17 protein-coding genes and 1 other annotated feature are annotated in these 17,076 nt (G+C 38.8%); of the genes, 11 read left to right on the top strand and 6 right to left on the bottom strand.

Features of this window, described 5'->3' with window-relative positions:
* Window positions 1–4 precede the first annotated feature (4 nt).
* Window positions 5–230 (top strand) — a binding site (T-box leader).
* Between the two features lie 78 nt (window positions 231–308).
* The 3 genes from nhaC (at window position 309) to ACFQRG_RS02710 (ending at window position 3,003) form a co-directional block, all read left to right on the top strand.
* Window positions 309–1,706 (top strand): Na+/H+ antiporter NhaC, encoded by a 1,398-nt coding sequence (gene nhaC, locus ACFQRG_RS02720; protein WP_380963379.1) that lies wholly within the window; start codon window positions 309–311, stop codon window positions 1,704–1,706.
* Window positions 1,619–2,623: a fructosamine kinase family protein gene (locus ACFQRG_RS02715; RefSeq protein WP_380963377.1), complete on the top strand. Its 1,005-nt coding sequence runs from the start codon at window positions 1,619–1,621 to the stop codon at window positions 2,621–2,623. The genes nhaC and ACFQRG_RS02715 overlap by 88 nt, the downstream gene beginning before the upstream one ends.
* A 299-nt stretch (window positions 2,624–2,922) precedes the next feature.
* The gene (locus ACFQRG_RS02710; protein WP_380963537.1) at window positions 2,923–3,003 is read left to right on the top strand and encodes a putative holin-like toxin; all 81 of its coding nucleotides are present in this window, start codon (window positions 2,923–2,925) and stop codon (window positions 3,001–3,003) included.
* 262 nt (window positions 3,004–3,265) lie between these two features.
* On the opposite strand, the gene ACFQRG_RS02705 is transcribed toward ACFQRG_RS02710, so the two are convergent.
* Window positions 3,266–3,496, bottom strand: a complete 231-nt coding sequence (locus ACFQRG_RS02705; RefSeq protein ID WP_380963375.1) for a hypothetical protein — start codon at window positions 3,494–3,496, stop codon at window positions 3,266–3,268.
* A 199-nt stretch (window positions 3,497–3,695) separates the two neighbouring features.
* On the opposite strand from ACFQRG_RS02705, the gene ACFQRG_RS02700 reads away from it, so the two are divergent.
* The gene (locus ACFQRG_RS02700; RefSeq protein ID WP_380963373.1) at window positions 3,696–4,211 is read left to right on the top strand and encodes a YwhD family protein; all 516 of its coding nucleotides are present in this window, start codon (window positions 3,696–3,698) and stop codon (window positions 4,209–4,211) included.
* Between the two features lie 64 nt (window positions 4,212–4,275).
* Here the strand turns inward: ACFQRG_RS02700 and ACFQRG_RS02695 are convergent, their stop codons facing one another.
* Window positions 4,276–6,327: a transglycosylase domain-containing protein gene (locus tag ACFQRG_RS02695; protein WP_380963371.1), complete on the bottom strand. Its 2,052-nt coding sequence runs from the start codon at window positions 6,325–6,327 to the stop codon at window positions 4,276–4,278.
* 266 nt (window positions 6,328–6,593) lie between these two features.
* On the opposite strand from ACFQRG_RS02695, the gene speE reads away from it, so the two are divergent.
* From speE to ACFQRG_RS02660, 7 genes are all read left to right on the top strand, one after another.
* Complete coding sequence (gene speE / locus ACFQRG_RS02690) at window positions 6,594–7,421, top strand: spermidine synthase (protein ID WP_380963369.1); 828 nt, start codon at window positions 6,594–6,596, stop codon at window positions 7,419–7,421.
* A 13-nt stretch (window positions 7,422–7,434) separates the two neighbouring features.
* A complete protein-coding gene (gene speB, locus ACFQRG_RS02685) occupies window positions 7,435–8,316 on the top strand; it encodes an agmatinase (protein WP_380963367.1) in 882 nt (293 codons plus the stop codon).
* 104 nt (window positions 8,317–8,420) lie between these two features.
* Window positions 8,421–9,014, top strand: a complete 594-nt coding sequence (locus tag ACFQRG_RS02680; protein WP_380963365.1) for a TetR/AcrR family transcriptional regulator — start codon at window positions 8,421–8,423, stop codon at window positions 9,012–9,014.
* A 14-nt stretch (window positions 9,015–9,028) separates the two neighbouring features.
* On the top strand, window positions 9,029–9,358 hold the full coding sequence (locus tag ACFQRG_RS02675; RefSeq protein WP_380963363.1) for a hypothetical protein: 330 nt from the start codon (window positions 9,029–9,031) through the stop codon (window positions 9,356–9,358).
* A 132-nt stretch (window positions 9,359–9,490) separates the two neighbouring features.
* A complete protein-coding gene (locus tag ACFQRG_RS02670) occupies window positions 9,491–9,922 on the top strand; it encodes a YwiB family protein (protein ID WP_380963361.1) in 432 nt (143 codons plus the stop codon).
* Window positions 9,919–11,589 (top strand): arginine--tRNA ligase, encoded by a 1,671-nt coding sequence (argS, locus tag ACFQRG_RS02665; RefSeq protein ID WP_380963359.1) that lies wholly within the window; start codon window positions 9,919–9,921, stop codon window positions 11,587–11,589. The genes ACFQRG_RS02670 and argS overlap by 4 nt, the downstream gene beginning before the upstream one ends.
* A gap of 104 nt (window positions 11,590–11,693) precedes the next feature.
* Window positions 11,694–12,485, top strand: coding sequence for an alpha/beta fold hydrolase (locus ACFQRG_RS02660; protein ID WP_380963357.1), 792 nt, complete (start codon window positions 11,694–11,696; stop codon window positions 12,483–12,485).
* A gap of 32 nt (window positions 12,486–12,517) precedes the next feature.
* Here ACFQRG_RS02660 and cls read toward each other — a convergent pair whose 3' ends face one another.
* From cls to ACFQRG_RS02640, 4 genes are all read right to left on the bottom strand, one after another.
* Complete coding sequence (cls, locus tag ACFQRG_RS02655) at window positions 12,518–13,726, bottom strand: cardiolipin synthase (RefSeq protein WP_380963355.1); 1,209 nt, start codon at window positions 13,724–13,726, stop codon at window positions 12,518–12,520.
* A 103-nt stretch (window positions 13,727–13,829) separates the two neighbouring features.
* Window positions 13,830–14,453, bottom strand: a complete 624-nt coding sequence (locus ACFQRG_RS02650) for a cysteine hydrolase family protein (protein WP_380963353.1) — start codon at window positions 14,451–14,453, stop codon at window positions 13,830–13,832.
* A gap of 154 nt (window positions 14,454–14,607) precedes the next feature.
* Window positions 14,608–15,756 (bottom strand): AI-2E family transporter, encoded by a 1,149-nt coding sequence (locus ACFQRG_RS02645; RefSeq protein ID WP_380963351.1) that lies wholly within the window; start codon window positions 15,754–15,756, stop codon window positions 14,608–14,610.
* A gap of 176 nt (window positions 15,757–15,932) precedes the next feature.
* Window positions 15,933–16,793: an STAS domain-containing protein gene (locus ACFQRG_RS02640; protein ID WP_380963349.1), complete on the bottom strand. Its 861-nt coding sequence runs from the start codon at window positions 16,791–16,793 to the stop codon at window positions 15,933–15,935.
* Between the last annotated feature and the right edge of the window lie 283 nt (window positions 16,794–17,076).

Below are 17,076 nucleotides of genomic sequence, written 5' to 3'. Positions count from 1 at the left end.
AAGTAAAAAAGCGATGAAGCATATGAGCAGCTTGTTACGAGTCAGCAAAGAGAGACTTAGTGGTCGGTGCAAACTAAGGATAGTAACTGGTAAATTACAAATGCGGAGCTGGAGGATTCCCGGATATTCCGTTAATAAAATTGAGAGAACCTTTAGATGTTCAAAGATGCGGTCTTTGAAATCATCTTGGGTTAACTTTGGGTGGTACCGCGATAACAATCGTCCCGATCAATGATCGGGGCGTTTTTTATTTGACGGATATTTTGAAATGGAGTAAAGGATTTTCATAGATAGAGAGGTGCAAAAAGTTGAAAAGAACACCAAAAGGATGGACTGTCGGCTTATTATTAGTGCTGATGCTGGCATTGTTGATGGTTTGCTTAATAGGCTTGAAGACACAGGCTCATCTCCCGCTTTTAGGATGCATTATATTAATGTCGCTTTTTGCCATTTGGCATGGGGCAAAATGGAAAGACATAGAAAAGGGATTAGTGGATGGCATTTCTAAAGGTCTTATACCAATCATGGTATTAGCTTTAGTAGGCATTTTAATAGGCGTATGGATGGCAAGCGGTACTGTTCCATATCTAATATATATCGGATTTGAATTAATTAATCCAAAATGGTTTTTAGTAACGGCGTTATTAACGACAATGATCGTTTCCACTTTTACAGGCAGCTCATTTACAACAATCGGTACGGTTGGAGCTGCTTTGATGGGTATTGGTCTCGGGTTTGGCATTTATCCGGCATTTTGTGCGGGTGCTGTCATTTGCGGTGCGTGCTTTGGGGATAAAATGAGCCCGTTGTCAGATACAACAAATTTTGCACCGGCAGTAGCAGGTATTGATATTTTTACCCATATCAGGCATATGGTATGGACAACACTTCCAGCCATTATTATTTCTTTTATCCTGTTTTTTGTATTAGGTCAGCATTCTTCAACGCATGTTTCCATGAAAGACATTGTTTCAGCGCAGCAAGCCTTAGATGCTCATTTCCATCTGACATGGCTCGTCATGTTATCGCCGCTGGTCGTTGTTATTCTGGCTTTTAAAAAAATGCCGATTCTTCCGGTTCTTATTACAGGGATCGTGACGGGCTGTATAACGGCGCTGCTTTTTCAAAAAGGGATGACTATAAGCGATTTAATGGCAACAATGCAAAATGGGTTTCATCTTAACAGCAAGAACGAACTGATTACGAACATTGTGAATAGAGGCGGATTACAGTCAATGATGAACTCTATTTCACTTATCTTTATTGCGCTGGCATTAGGCGGCGTGGCGCACAATACAGGTCTCATTGATTTAATGATTAACGGCCTTGTAACAAAATTCAAGTATAAAGGCCATTATGTCACAGCGGCAGCTTGTTCTTCAATTGGCGTCAATCTTATGACCGGCGAGCAATACTGTTCTATATTACTTCCCGGCCAAGCATATAAAAAAGCTTTTGAAAGAAAGGGCATCCCTTTGAAAACTTTATCAAGGTCGCTTGAGGACGGCGGAACATTAGTAAACCCGCTGATACCATGGGGGGTTAGCGGCGCCTTTTTCACACAGGCACTCGGCGTTTCCGTGGTTGAATACTTGCCATACGTCTTCTTCCTGTATCTTTGTCCGATATTCACGATATCTTATGCATACTTGCCGAAAATCCGTACGCATGCCTTATACGGAACAACAGGTGTAACTCAGGAATAAACGGGTATAAATATAAACATATTGTATTTATAAGGGAAGGATGCGCCATTAAAAAGGTAATCAGTTCAGCACTTGAAAGAATAGGTGATAAAACGCCTGTTAAACAAATCAAACCTGTATCCGGCGGGTCAATCAACGAGGCTTTTAAGTTAGAGACAGAATCCTGTCAGTATTTTATTAAACTAAAAAAAGGTGCGCCAAGAAATTTTTTTAAAAAAGAGGCTGAAGGATTAAATCTCATTAGGTCAACCCATACGAGTCGTGTTCCGGAAGTATATGATTGTGCAGATGCCAAAGGTCAAGATAATACGGGGATTTTAATGTTGCAATGGATTGAAGGGCAAAGGAATAATCAAACTGAAATAAAGCTTGGACAGCGGCTTGCACACATGCACGGACATGAATCTAAGTTTTATGGGCTTAAGACACAAACCTTTATTGGAGAGTTAAAGCAATTTAATGGATTATTCACTTCTTGGGTTAACTATTATCGTGAACAGCGCCTTTTCCAGCAAATTGAATTAGGGAAACAACGGGGCACGATAAAAGATAAAAGGTATAAAAAACTCATCACATTATTGGACAATTTGCACCGCTTTCTCCCGGATAATGTTGCTGCAAGTCTTTTGCATGGGGATCTTTGGGGAGGCAATTGGATGGCGGGGCCGGAAGGAGAACCTTATTTGATCGACCCGTCGGTGTTCTACGGGGACAGAGAAATGGATATGGCATTCACTGAAGTGTTTGGAGGATTTTCGACAGACTTTTACAGCGCTTATCAGGAAGTTTATCCTTTATCCGGGGAATATGAGGATAGAAAAGCGTTATACCAGCTCTACTATCTGCTTGTACATCTTAACTTATTTGGAGAGAGTTATGGTTCAGGCGTCGATCGTATATTAGATTATTATGTTTGATAAAGTAACCAGCTGTTTTTTAGATGCGGCTGGTTTTTTGATGTTGAAAAGGTTTTAAGACCGGTGCAGTCTTTTAAGTCAAAAGGGTAACACGGCCCCTAGCCGCAGGGCAGCGTAATGTTGATTTAAGTCGAAGCAGGAGAGATTTTAGCACATATTATTTCCTGGGTAATAAACAATGAAATGGGAACACCAGTTCTAAAATACTATTTCATATTTTTGAAAATATGTTACTATTAAAATTAACAGCGGGTCTATTAGAGTGCAGGTATCCCCAATTGAAAGGGGGTGCACTTTAAATGACAGCTTATCAAGTGATAACGTTAATGATCAGCTTTGGTTCGTTAATTGTTGTTATTATGAACAGCAAAAAAAAGTAACCCTGCTAATACAAATAACAGGGTTACCATCTCACAGTACATCGCTCTAATTAAGAGCCGCTGTATGGACGAGTCAAAGGTGTACCGGCACCTTTGACCGTTTTTATTGATACTATCAGAAAGTATATCTTGGCTACTTAGATGAAAACTCGGCGCAGCTGCCAGGATAATGTTGATAGTATAAGCGCAACTAGGCCTCTGTCTTCGCCTTTTAGGCTTGCCAATCGGCAAGTTTTCTTTAGTATACCATAATCTAATGATATTAAGCTAAAATAAAATGTTCATGAAACCAAAAATCTTCATGAAGAAATGCCCGGCCGTCACTGATGACATGAGGCATATCCTCTTCATCTTTTGCCAGCCACTGGCCTTTTTCATCTTCAGTTACCATATAAAAATAGCCTTTTTTAAAAAGACATGTTTGGTTGATATATTCGATAAAGTGATGTTCGGACTGCTTATAAACATCTTTAATGCACTGTACTAAAATCATATCTATCCTCCGCATTGCCCCAATCTTATTTCCAACATAAAGATACCATAATTTTTATTAAATGAGCATAAAAACGTTTCAGTTTAATAAGTTTTATGCTTTCACCGGATATGGCATAATAAATATATAAGACAAAAGCTATTTTTAAATTAAAAATAAATACTTGTCATAGCCAATGAGTCATTTAGGAGGGATTCGTATGGATATCTTTGAAAATGATAAGAAAAAATCAGGATTCAATATCCTTTCAGGGAATTCAACATCGGGGCACGGTGGTTACGGTGTAGGCGTTATTAATCTGGATAACATTTCGCCGGTGATCATTGACGTAGAAGAAGAGGAAGCCTTCGTTGATTTAGGAGCGCTTCATGCAAGAAGCCAAGTTGAGAGAAGAATTCGCTTTTCTCCGGATAAAGAAAAGGCTGAAGGCGGTAAGCTGTATTGGCTTGTCTGGGTCAACACAGAACGGAGTGACGCAGGACCTTTTTATGCAGGTGCGGGTGCTGCAGATATGATTATTAACCGTGAAACACGAAGAGGTTATAAAGTTCTTCCTGATCATGTTAATAAAATGGATAAAGCTTTAAAAGGCAAAGTTGAAGTTGATCATATGGATGAAAAGTCAAAAAAAATACTGCGCGATTATCTCGTGAATTATGACAAAGGCATGTGGGAAAGGGCAAATGAAGATTTGAAAAAACAGCTGGATATATAAGAGGATGAACTCTGTTTAACAGTAATAAAGAGCGCCCTGCATCAATCATGAGGGCGCTTTTTTGTCAGTGAAACCAATGAAACCACCTTTTGATAAACCCTTTATGTTTTTTGTGGTGATTTTCATGATCTTTCTGTTTAGAACATCTAGGACTGTATTTAACAGGAGCTGTGCCTTTTAAATAATAAGTATACCGGGCGTTATGGCACGCTTTAGTTGCAAGCTTGCCATTGTCGGGATCTACAAGCTTACGCACAACGCCTTTTGGCGGTTTGAAGCTGTTTTTCGGCTGTCCCGCTAATGCGGACTCCATAAAATGGGCCCATATTTTTTTAGCATAGCCCGAGTCAGGATATGTGCTGATCGATTGGCCTTTGTCATAACCAACCCAAACAGCTGACACGAGATGCGGGGTAAAGCCGATCATCCAGCTGTCCGCCGCAGTTGACCCAGATTTTCCGGCTATCTTATGTGTCAATTCATTAGCAACACTGGCGCCTGTTACTTTAGAATAGCCATTAAGTTTCTTATCAAATACGCCAGTCATTAATTGCGACAGGACAAAGGTTGTCGCTTTGTTAAGCACTTGCTCTTTTTGCGGGTGCCATTCATAAATGGTATCGCCTTTTTGATTAACGATTTTTGTAATATAATGCGGTGTCACCTTTGCGCCGCCGTTAGCGATGGCGCTGTAACCTCCCGCCATTTCCAAAACGCTGACCGGTTTAGAGCCAAGCGCCAACGACGGGATTTCAGCTAAAGGTGATGTAATCCCGACTTTCCGTGCGGTTTTTACCAATTGATCCATGCCTATTGAAAGGTGCGTCTTCACGGCATAAATATTATCGGATAAGGCTAGTGCCTTTGCCAATGTAATTGGACCATTGGCATAATATCCGCCAAAATTGCTGGGAGAATATTTTGATTTCCCTTTATTGTAAGTAAAAGTTGTCGGTTCACTACGCAGTGTTGTTGATGGCGTAAAACCGTCTCTTAGCGCTGCATAATACAAAAAGGGTTTAAAGGAAGACCCGGGTGACCGCATGGCCTGGACAGCCCGATTATAGGCACTCTTATGATAATCTCGTCCTCCGACCATAGCCTCAACAGCACCGTTTTGCGGGTTCATCGCAACCAAAGCCGTTTGAATATCAGATGCCGGGTTAATGATTTGTTTAACCCAGTATTCCGCCTTCTTTTGGGCGCTGTTATTTAATGTTGTATAAACCTTAAGACCGCCGGCGGCCAGAGTCTTTTTATCAATATGCAGCTGATTTTTTAATACATTTTCAACAGCGTCCTGAAAATAGGGGGCTGTTCTTTTAATCGCCTTATGTTTATGAACAAGGTGTATCGGTGCTTGGTAAGCCGAAAGCGCTGCGCTTTTTGTGATATAGCCGTTGTTTACCATAGATTGCAGCACAAGTTTTTGCCTCATTTTTGCCCTTTTGAAGTTATTATAAGGAGAATAATAACTTGGCCCTTTTGGAATACCCGCTAATAAACTTGCTTCACTAAGCGTTAATTCATCAGCATCTTTATTAAAATAATATTTTGCGGCTGCTTCTATCCCGTATGCACCGTGGCCATAATAGATCGTATTTAAATAACCTTCAAGTATCTTGTTCTTTGGATAGTTCATTTCAAGTCTCATTGTATACAGGGCTTCTGTTATTTTGCGCATCCATGTTTTTTCATGCCCCAGATAGAGATTTCTTGCGTATTGCATCGTTATGGTGCTTGCGCCTTGCTGCTTGGAAAAAGATTTAATATCGGCAAGAACAGCGCCCGCCAAACGCCTCATATCAAATCCATGATGCTGATAAAAGCGTTTATCCTCAATTGATATCGTAGCATTTATCAAAGGTTTTGAAATATCGTCTAAATTGACCCATGTTCTGTTTTCGTTTTCATGTTCAACTTTTCCGATTAAATGATGGTTTGTGTCATAGATTCGGGTTGTTTGCGGCACTGTAATAGGCGGCGGACCTTGTATTTTTGCAAAGCCCCACAGGCTTAATATAAAAAACAGAAATAAACAAAAGCAGCCAATGCCCGCCGTTATCAGCCATTTTAATATTGTTTTTTTCTTATGGTGACCAGTGACCAGTTCCATAGCGGGCCTCCTCTTAATTTATATATCTGGTACGCAGGATAGGTGCAGTAATAAGATTTTGTCTGTTTCTTTAACGGTAAAAAATGATTTACAGTAGTATTTATTATGGTAAAAAGAGGCACCATCTAAACATATAGGTCAATGTCTGTTTAAATTGAATTTAGTTCTTGCTTTTTAAAAGAATTGCACTATACTTTTTTTGTACTGTGTAATGGTAAAATTAATTTTTGTGTTTTTAAATAAGGTTATAAGAAAGGATGATAAACATGGAATTATGGTATACAGAAAAACAAACTGAGAATTTTGGTATTACAGCAAAAGTGAAACAAACTTTACATACTGAGCAAACAGAATTTCAAAGATTGGACATGCTTGAAACTGAGGAATTTGGAAATATGCTGACGCTTGACGGTATGGTCATGACAACGGAAAAGGATGAATTCGTCTATCATGAAATGGTCGCTCATGTTCCGCTGTTCACACATCCAAATCCAAAGCATGTGCTTGTCGTTGGCGGCGGTGACGGCGGTGTCCTTAGGGAAATTGTTAAACATCCGGAAGTGGAAAAGGCAACATTGGTCGATATTGACGGCAAGGTCATCGAGTATTCGAAGAAATATTTGCCAACCATTTCATCAGCTTTTGATCATTCGAAAGTTGAAGTAAAAGTTGGCGATGGTTTTATGCATATTGCAGAAAGCAGAGACGCCTATGATGTGATTATGGTTGATTCAACCGAACCGGTTGGCCCGGCGGTTAAGCTGTTTGAAAAAGGATTTTACGAAGGCATTTCTAAAGCGCTGAAAGAAGACGGGCTTTTCATTGCCCAAACCGATAATCCTTGGTTTAAAGCTGACCTTATTGCCCAAGTTTTTAAGGATGTTAAAGAAATCTTCCCGATCACAAAGCTGTATACAGCTAATGTACCGACATATCCAAGCGGCCTTTGGACATTTACAATCGGTTCTAAAAAATACGATCCGCTCGATGTCCCGGAAGAACGCTTCCATGATATTGAAACAAAATATTATACAAAAGAGATCCACAAAGCTTCATTTGTGCTTCCAAAATTTGTAGGCGACATTATTAAGTAAAGGGCGTGAGCGAATGGAATTTTTTGATGAAGCCTACTCTGGCAAAGTTTTTATTATGAGCCGGCACAGCTATGATGATGCGGATATCGTTATATATGGTATGCCGATGGATTATACAGTCAGTTTCCGGCCGGGCTCCCGCTTCGGCCCTAACCGCATTCGCGAAGCTTCGATTGGTTTGGAAGAATATTCTCCATATATGGACAAGCATTTGGAGGAAATCAATTACTTTGATAATGGAGATATGCTGCTGCCTTTTGGCAATGCAGCCAGAAGCCTTGAAATGATCGAAAAATATGTAGATAAGCTTTTGGAAGACGGCAAGTTTCCGATCGGGCTTGGCGGTGAACATCTTGTCACATGGCCGGTGATTAAAGCCATGCATAAAAAATATCCGGATATGGCTTTGATTCATATTGATGCACATGCAGACCTTCGCGAGGAATATGAGGGTGAAACATTGTCCCACTCAACGCCGGTACGAAAAATTTGCGATTTAATCGGTCCTGAGAATGTTTATTCGTTTGGTATCCGTTCAGGTATGCGCGAAGAGTTTGCCTATGCGAAAACTTCCGGAATGACAATGGAAAAATTTGAAGTCGCTGAACCGCTGAAAAAACATTTGCCGAAGCTTGCAGGGCGTCATGTTTATGTCACAATTGACATTGATGTCTTAGATCCTGCCTTTGCACCGGGAACCGGAACGGCTGAAGCCGGCGGAATCACTTCCAAAGAGCTGCTCGAAGCGATTATGTTAATCGCTCAATCAGATTTGAAAATTATCGGCGCCGATCTTGTTGAAGTCGCCCCGGCTTACGACCCGAGTGAACAAACAGCAATTGCCGCAAGCAAATTTATAAGAGAAATTTTATTAGGATGGACAAATAAGAAATAAATCCCGCCGCTCGGCGGGATTTATTTCGCCTCTTTATGAGCAAGTTGAAAAGTAAAAAGTCTCATGCTATAATGGAACTAACGAACGGTAGGTAGCCCCGGGAGGTGTTTATCACGTCAACCATTGATGAAATAAGAAAGGTATCGTTAAAGTTATTTGCATCTAAGGGTTATGAAGGAACGTCATTATCAGAAATTGCATCTGGTGTAGGAATAAAAAAACCATCATTATACGCACACTTTAAGAGTAAAGAAGATCTTTTTTTATCCGTATTTGGAGATGTTTTGGAAGACAACGTAAAGTCAGTCAAGGAATTTATTGAACCCTATAAGAAAGATTCAGTTGAAATAAAGCTGCGGGAATTTTTATACGGCACCTGCCGTTATTACTTTACCCATGAAGATGAAGTTGCTCTTTTGAAGAGGGCGATGCTGTTTCCGCCGGAAGGCCTTAAAGATAAATTGCAAGACCAGTTTCTAACATTCGAAAAAAACACTGATATTTTATTAAAAAAATTTTTCACAGAAGGTATTGAAAAAGGCGTCATACGCGAGGAACCGATTGATCGGCTTCTTGCGGCTTATTATTGCCTTCAAGATGGATTGTTCATTCAAATGTTTTATTATAGTAAAGCGCATTTTGAAGAAAAGATGGAAAGTGTTTGGCATATTTTTTGGAAAGGAATTAAAGCATCCTAGGGGAGGGAAGCGCCATGCAAACATTTCTTGAATACAAATGGTATGTCTTGGTTGGACTCGAAGTATTGGCCTGGGCTTCAACGTTTTTTATGTTTTACGCAAGGTATGGTTTAAGATCAAATAAATTATTTAAATTAGGTGTCTTCTTAACCGTTATTACCGGCGTTATCCCGCAAGTTGTCATAGGTATCATTAATTTCTTTGCGACCAGAGAACTCGATTTGTTCACACTTATTATCGTTGTATTAATTATTTACGGCGCAACGATTGGCAAAAAGCATGTTAAAGCACTGGATAATTGGGTTCAAAAGAAATTTGAAAGAAAGCAATCGCAAAAATCTTAATAACAAGCACGAGGAGTTGACACAAAACCAACTCCTCCTTTTTATGGCGATTTTCTTAACCTTATTGTACAATGCTTATAATATTTACTATAATATTATAGTTAAAGGACATAGGAGTGTTTGGTAACCAGGATGCACGATGTAAAAATAGTTTTAGACAGTAAATTAACGTACAAAGCGGAAGGACATACGGAAAAGACGACCGTTGAATTGAATGGACAAGCTGTATTAAAAAATAATGTCTTATTTCTGCGATATGATGAAACAATGGAAGGTATAGGTATTGTTCATAATACTGTTAAAATAAAAGATGGTGAAGCCGTCATTATTAGAAAAGGCGCGGTTACTATGAGACAACCCTTAAAAAAGGGCGCCGTCACTGAAGGTACATACCATCATCCATATGGAAACATGTTAATGAAAACGACAACAAAGACATGTAAAGGTTCATGGGACGAAGATAAGAAACAAGGACTGATTAAGATTGACTATGAATTTGCGATGCAAGGTCAGCATGTCGGTCTTTGCCAATTGATATATAAAATAATAGGAGGCGTATCATGACAGTTGTTGAAAAAGTTAAGCAGCAATTGAAAACAGAAATAGCTGAAGCTGCAGTTAAAGCAAATTTGGCTGAAGCATCGCAGCTGCCGGACGTTATATTAGAAGTACCAAAAGAAAAATCCCACGGTGACTTTGCGACGAATATGGCTATGCAGCTTGCAAGGATTGCCAAGAAGGCGCCTAGACAAATAGCTGAAGAAATGGTTAAGCACATCGATTTAGAGAAAGCAAATATTAAGAAAGTTGACATTGCCGGACCCGGTTTTATTAATTTCTTCCTCGATAATCAATATTTAACCGATCTTATCCCTAATATTCTAGAGGAAGGCGAAAATTATGGGAAATCAGGTGCCGGCAATGGCCGGAAAGTACAAGTCGAATATGTATCTGCCAATCCAACAGGGAGCTTGCATCTTGGACACGCCCGCGGTGCAGCAGTAGGAGACTCGCTTTGCCGTATTCTTGATAAAGCTGGATATGTAGTCAGTCCGGAATACTATACAAATGATGCGGGAAAACAAATTGAGAACTTGGCGTTATCCATTGAAGCAAGATATTATCAAGCCCTTGGGCAAGATAAAGAGCTTCCGGAAGACGGTTACTTTGGCAAAGACATTATCGAATTAGGCAAGCAATTAGCTGAAAGACACGGCGATGAATATGTCAAAATGGAAGAACGGGAACGCATTAACTTTTTCAGACAAGTCGGTGTCGAAAAATTAATGGAGAATATTAAAAACGATCTGGCTGATTTCCGGGTTAATTTTGATGTTTGGTTTTCTGAGCTTAGCTTATATCAATCAGGTGAAATTGAAGCGGTCCTTGAGAAGCTAAAAAATAATGGCCACACTTATGAAAAAGACGGCGCGTTATGGTTCGAATCAACGAAATTCGGGGACGACAAAGACCGTGTTTTAATTAAGAGTGACGGCACATACACTTATTTGACCCCGGACATTGCTTACCATTTAAATAAATTGGAACGCGGCTTTGATCAGCTTATTAATATTTGGGGAGCCGATCACCATGGTTACATTCCCAGGATGAAAGCAGCTATTGAAGCTCTTGGATATGACCGCGACCGCTTGGAAGTCCAAATTATTCAGCTTGTCAGCCTGTATAAAGACGGCGAAAAAATGAAAATGAGCAAGCGGACAGGCAAAGCTGTCACGTTACGTGAACTCATGGAAATGGTTGGCGTTGATGCGATGCGTTATTTCTTTGCCATGCGCAGCTCCGACAGCCATCTTGACTTTGATATAGATCTCGCAGTGTCTACATCCAATGAAAACCCTGTCTATTATGTTCAATACGCTCACGCACGGATCTGCAGTATGTTAAGGCAAGCTGACGCTTATGCTGACAAGCCGGTTGAGGAAGTTAATCTTAACCTTCTAACAAGTGAGAAGGAAATTGATTTGCTTAAAAAGCTTGGTGAATTTCCTGAAATGGTCGTCGAAGCGGCGGAACGGTTAGCTGCACAACGCGTGACAAACTATGTTTTTGAATTAGCTTCAACACTGCATAGTTTTTATAATGCAGAAAAAGTTTTAGATGACTCAAATAAAGATTTAAGTGCTGCCAGAGTGGCATTAATGAAAGCTGTTAAGATAACATTGCATAACGCGATGTCACTGATCGGCGTATCAGCTCCTGAAAAAATGTAAATAAGCTCATTGGCCCCTTGTTCAAAAGAACAAGGGGCTTTTGCATGACCTTGGCCGCTTTCGCAGACAATAAACATTAATTAGTTAAACTGGAGGTTTTAAGAATGCCCCATTTTGAAACAAGCTCGGGTGTAAAATTGTATTACGAAACACACGGTCAAGGCCAACCGCTTATTTTTATTCATCCGCCATTATTAGGCCATGTTATTTTTAAATATCAAAAAATGCTAAGTGAAAAGTATCAAGTGATTTTATATGATTGCCGGGGACACGGCCAAAGTACATATCAAAAAGACGGTAAAGTCATTGAAGACCATACTTTAGATTTATATGAGCTGGTCAATTATCTAAATTTAAAGAAACCCGTCATTATCGGTTATTCGAATGCTGGCTTTATTGCGATGAACTATGCGCTTCACTATCCGGAACAAATAGGTGCGCTGATACTGTCCGGCGGCTATCCCGAGGTTAAAACATGGCCGTTAGCTTTTGAGTATTACGCCGGCATATGGCTGATGAAAAGGCGATATAAGCATTTTCTAAGCAGGCTATTGGCTAAGACACATAAAATAACTGATGAAGATGAAGCGTTAATTTACCGTTATTCAATGAAGGCTGACATTGAAGCTGTTTTAGAATTATATCAAGCGGGTGTTCATTATACTGTCATGAATGAGCTCGAGCAGCTTAAGGAAATACCTTCATTGTTAATATACGGAACGCTGTCTCAGCATATATTTAAGCATAAAACTTATTTTGAAAATAGGATGAATCATCTTGATGTTTTAAAAATCTCTAAAGCAACCCACCAAATACCGACAAGATTTCATAAACCTTTTAATAGCGCGATTGACCAGTTTTTAAGCCGCAGGAAAAAAACCCCTCTTATTGATTAAGAGGGATTTAGTATGCAAGGCTCCATTTAGGCCTACAAAAGCGGCGCCAGCAGTTTGGATAATGCAGTCTTTCCTTTTTCAACGATAGACCGGTTATTGACATCATCAAGCGTTACTTCAACGGACATGGTAAAATCAATTTTCACCATATTGTTTATTTCTTTTATTAACTCTTTGTCAGATATGAACCCGCTGATTTCATCATTCCAAATCAAGCTTCTCATATCAAAGTTAGCCGCACCGATACAACAGATTGCATCATCGAAAATAAACACCTTAGCGTGATAGAACCCTTCATAAAAATGATAGACACGGCACCCCTTTTCAAGCAGGGGCTTTAAATAGTGATATGATGCCGGCTTCACAAAGGGGTGGTCCTTCTTTAAAGGAAGCAGCAGGGTAACATCTGCGCCTTTCTCTAAACGTCCAAGTAAAGCATTCTGAAGCTTTTTGCTTGGGATAAAATAAGGAGAACCGATAACAATAGACTTATTTGCTTTGTTAATGTGCTCTAATAGAACGTCTTCTAACTGCCTTCCATCAGTTGCTAAAAGGGCCATGTCAACCGGCCCTTTTTCCAGTACGGGGTACAGATTGTTTCCTGTTAATTTTTCTTTTGCAGCCTGTTCCCAATCCGATATGAACTGTTCTTGAAGATCTTTGACGCTTTCTCCTTTAATTTTTAAATGATAGTCGCGCCAAAGGCCTAATTCCGGCTTCTTGCCAAGATATTCATCGCCTATATTAAATCCGCCGAAATAACCAACCTGACCGTCAATAACAGTAATTTTCCGGTGGTTTCGCCTGTTTAAAGAATAAAAATAAAAAGGGAAATATGTTTTAGCTGAAAAGGCAAAATGAATACCGCTGTTCTTCAGCTGTTGAATCGTTTTTTTGGGAAAGGCATGATTAGCAATCGCATCAATTAAAAGATAAGTTTTGACACCTGATTGCGCCTTTTTTATTAAAAGGTCAATAAACTCCTGTCCAATCGTATCATCCCTGAATATAAAGAACGACATATGTATGTGATCCTCGGCGTTTTCAATGTCTTTCTTTAACGAATCGTAAAAAAACCGGCCTTCCATAAATAGCTCCGCATGGCAAGAACCATCCTTCGGTTTGTATAACTTTGCCTGTTTATGCTTAACTTTAAATCCGAGCCAGATGTCGAGAATAACACCTAAAATGATTAATATAATCAAAATAACAATGATCGCTATAATGATAAGAGCCAGCATAGAGAGGGAGTCCTCCTCTTATATCAGTGGTTTCTGATGGTTTTTTTGGTTCAGATATCCATCTATTTACTTATTTTTATCTAAAAAAACACTTTTTACAATACTAACTGTCATAAAGCGGTCTTGTTTCACGCTGTGATGCCGCCTTTTTAATTTCATTAAGAACAAGCTCTTCTTCCTTTCTAATGTCCGCGTTTAAGCTGCTTTCCATGAGGCGGAGCGCATAATCGTTATCTTCTTTCGTATTAGAAGCACAGCAATCCGAGGGAATAAAAAGCTTATAATTTCGCATATGCGCGTCATTTGCCGTAAAAAGAACACATATGTTGCCGGCTAAGCCCGTTAAAATTAACGTATTTACGCCAAGATTGCCGAGCAGCGTAGCAAGCGGTGTAGAAAAGAATCCGGAATGCTTTGGCTTGACAACAAAGTAATCATCTTCTTCCGGCTCTAATTTTTCTATAATCTCATGCCCGGGGCCTTCTTTGGCATTTGTTATAACATTATTTAAATCAGACTGCCAAACACCGTAATTATCATTGACATAAATGACAGGAATATTAAGTTCCTTTGCCCGTTTTTTTAATTGAACAACCGGTTCAACGATTTTCTCAGCCTGATCTAATAATAAATGACCTTCTTCAAAATCCATAGCATTGATCATATCAATAATTAATAAAGCAACAGGATGTTCTGAACCGGTCTTAGCATGGAGCTCATGTTTCATTAAATTTCACCTCTTTTAAAAGCAAGTTAAGAATAAGGCATTACCAGTGTAAGAATAGTTTACCAATAAAATGATGGGCATTCCAAATCTGTTACTGGGCAGAAGGCTTCTTTTAAATAGAAAAGCCGCAAAATAACATTTTTGCGGCCTTACTTTATTTTTCAATCTTTGCGTCGGAATACATCCCCGAATGCAAACGAATGAATCGATAGACATGGGTAACGATGACTTTCAGAATGGCATAGCCTGGAACAGCGAGAATAATGCCAACGATACCGAAAAGGTTTCCCGCTGTCAAAATGACAAAAATAACTGTAATCGGATGAACATGCAAGCTTTTTCCCATAACCTGCGGGGATATGACTTTGCCTTCTAACAGTTGAACGACAACCCAGACAATCGCCAATTTCAGAATCATAAAAGGTGATGTTACGAAAGCAATAACAATAGCCGGCGAAATAGCAATAATAGGTCCCAAATAAGGGACAACGTTAGTAACCATTGCAATGACTGCCAATAACAGAGCATAAGGCAATCCAATAATCAGATAGCCGATAAAAAGTAACACACCTATACAAATAGCCACAAAAATTTGCCCGCGAATATAAGCGCTTAAAGCGTGATTCATATCTCCAAGGATTTCTTTTGCCTCATCCTGAGATTGGTTTGGCAGGAACTTGACGATATAATTAGGGAGCTTTCTGCCGTCTTTTAACAAATAGAACAATAAGAAAGGCAAAACGACAATTGACAGGATGACTTCAGTCAATGTACCGACAAAGCTGACGATCCCTTGGGAGAAATTTGATACATATTTGCTGAGGTCGCCGGAAACATTCTTAGCAATTTTGCTAATGTCTGAGTTAATGGATGTCCCGGCCTTTTCAACTAATTTACTTTGAGTAACCTGCTTGATAATGGTTTGGACTTCATGGGTTAATTTTGGAATATTATCTATAAGACTTTGTATTTGGTCCCTTAACGGCGGTATAACAGAGCCAATAATTAAAGCAATGATACCAATGATGACTAAATATAATATTAAAATAGAAATGATTCTTTTAATACCGATTTTCTCTAAGAAATTAATGATCGGATTGAACAGGTAGAAACAAACGCCTGCTAACAGAACAGGTAAGAAAATAGTCTCTATAAAAATGATGACCGGTTTTAAAATAAAAACGATCTTTGATAAAGCGAAAATAGTGACGCTCATGATCAAAATAATCATGACCCATACAACGAACTTATTATTTAAAATCTTTTCTCTGAAAAAGGTTCCTTTTGCTTTTCTGGGCTCCAACCCTTTCACTCCTTATTTATAAAATACCAGGATGTATGACATTATACCAAAAGTCAGCATATCTACATTTTACTCATTATTTCTGGTGTATAAAATAAAAAATGTGAAAACTTAACAAAAAAAGCGTCTAATGCTGTTATTAGCCGCCTTTTTGCACTTTAAACAAATTTAATCTATTAATCTTTTTTCATCTTAACGCCTATACTTTCTAAGGCAAGGTGTAAGCTGGAAAATGTTAATGTTTCCTTAAATTCAATGTTCAGCTTTACCATTGTCAGAGCAATGTCCGGCCGAATGCCGCTTAATTTAGTCTCAATGCCTATTAACTTAAGCGCTTTAACAACATTAAAAATTTGATTAGCGACCATTGTATCTATAATTGGTACACCTGAGACATCAATAACTAAATAACGAAGATGATGAGCGGCTCCTACATCAAGCGCTTTATCCATTAATATTTTGGCGCGCCTGGTATCCAAGTCGCCTATAAGCGGGAGAACGCCTGCTCTTTCCGCGACAAGGATAATAGGAACCGACAATTCATCCAGAGCATCTTGGGCAATCTGTATACGGTGCTGATTCTCTTTTTCATAAGAAAGGCTGACCGATAGAATCGTTTGGTCAATAATAGCATCAAAACGGGATAGAACCTCAAAAAATAAATCATATGTAAATTGTTTTTTCTTGGCTTCCTCCTTAATAATTTCGCCAATTAAATGTCTGTAAAATCGAATCGACACAATAGACAATTCTAATGGTATGCCAATGGATACCAGAAAGCCTGCAATTCTTTTTCCCCATTCTGTCGCATGCTGTATTGACGTTTCTTTATCAAGAACAATTCCGTCGGCAAAAATTTGAAACAGTTCATAGCGCCAAGATTTTAATTCTTTTGAATCGCTTTTGATGTGAGGAGGGTATTTGATAACATTTTCAGTTATTAATCTTTCCGCAAATTCCTCTTTTTTAGCTAATATAAGTTCCTTAATTTCTATTAAATCCTCATTTGTCTTACCGTCTAAATTGATTGTGGCCATAAAATTTTTACCCCCTTTTTTACTTTAAGTATATAAATTTGCAGCATGAATGAAAATTCGACGTCCTATTCTACGATATTGGATATAAATATTCTATAATACTTTAATATATAAAGAAATGAAGTTTAGTTAAAATTTACTAAAAAATGTATACTTTTATAAAATAATAATTTTACAACAGGAATATTGTGTTTAGTTCAATGAAGATTGACTGTTAGAAAAATTTAATAAACAATCCGACTGAATGCTCACTCATTTCAATAAATATGTGTTATAATAGGTG

The sequence above is a fragment of the Scopulibacillus cellulosilyticus genome, assembly GCF_042665295.1.
Classification (GTDB): domain Bacteria; phylum Bacillota; class Bacilli; order Bacillales; family Sporolactobacillaceae; genus Scopulibacillus_A; species Scopulibacillus_A cellulosilyticus.
Note: the sequence above shows the minus strand (reverse complement) of the source record. Positions and strands in the feature narration are given on the sequence as shown.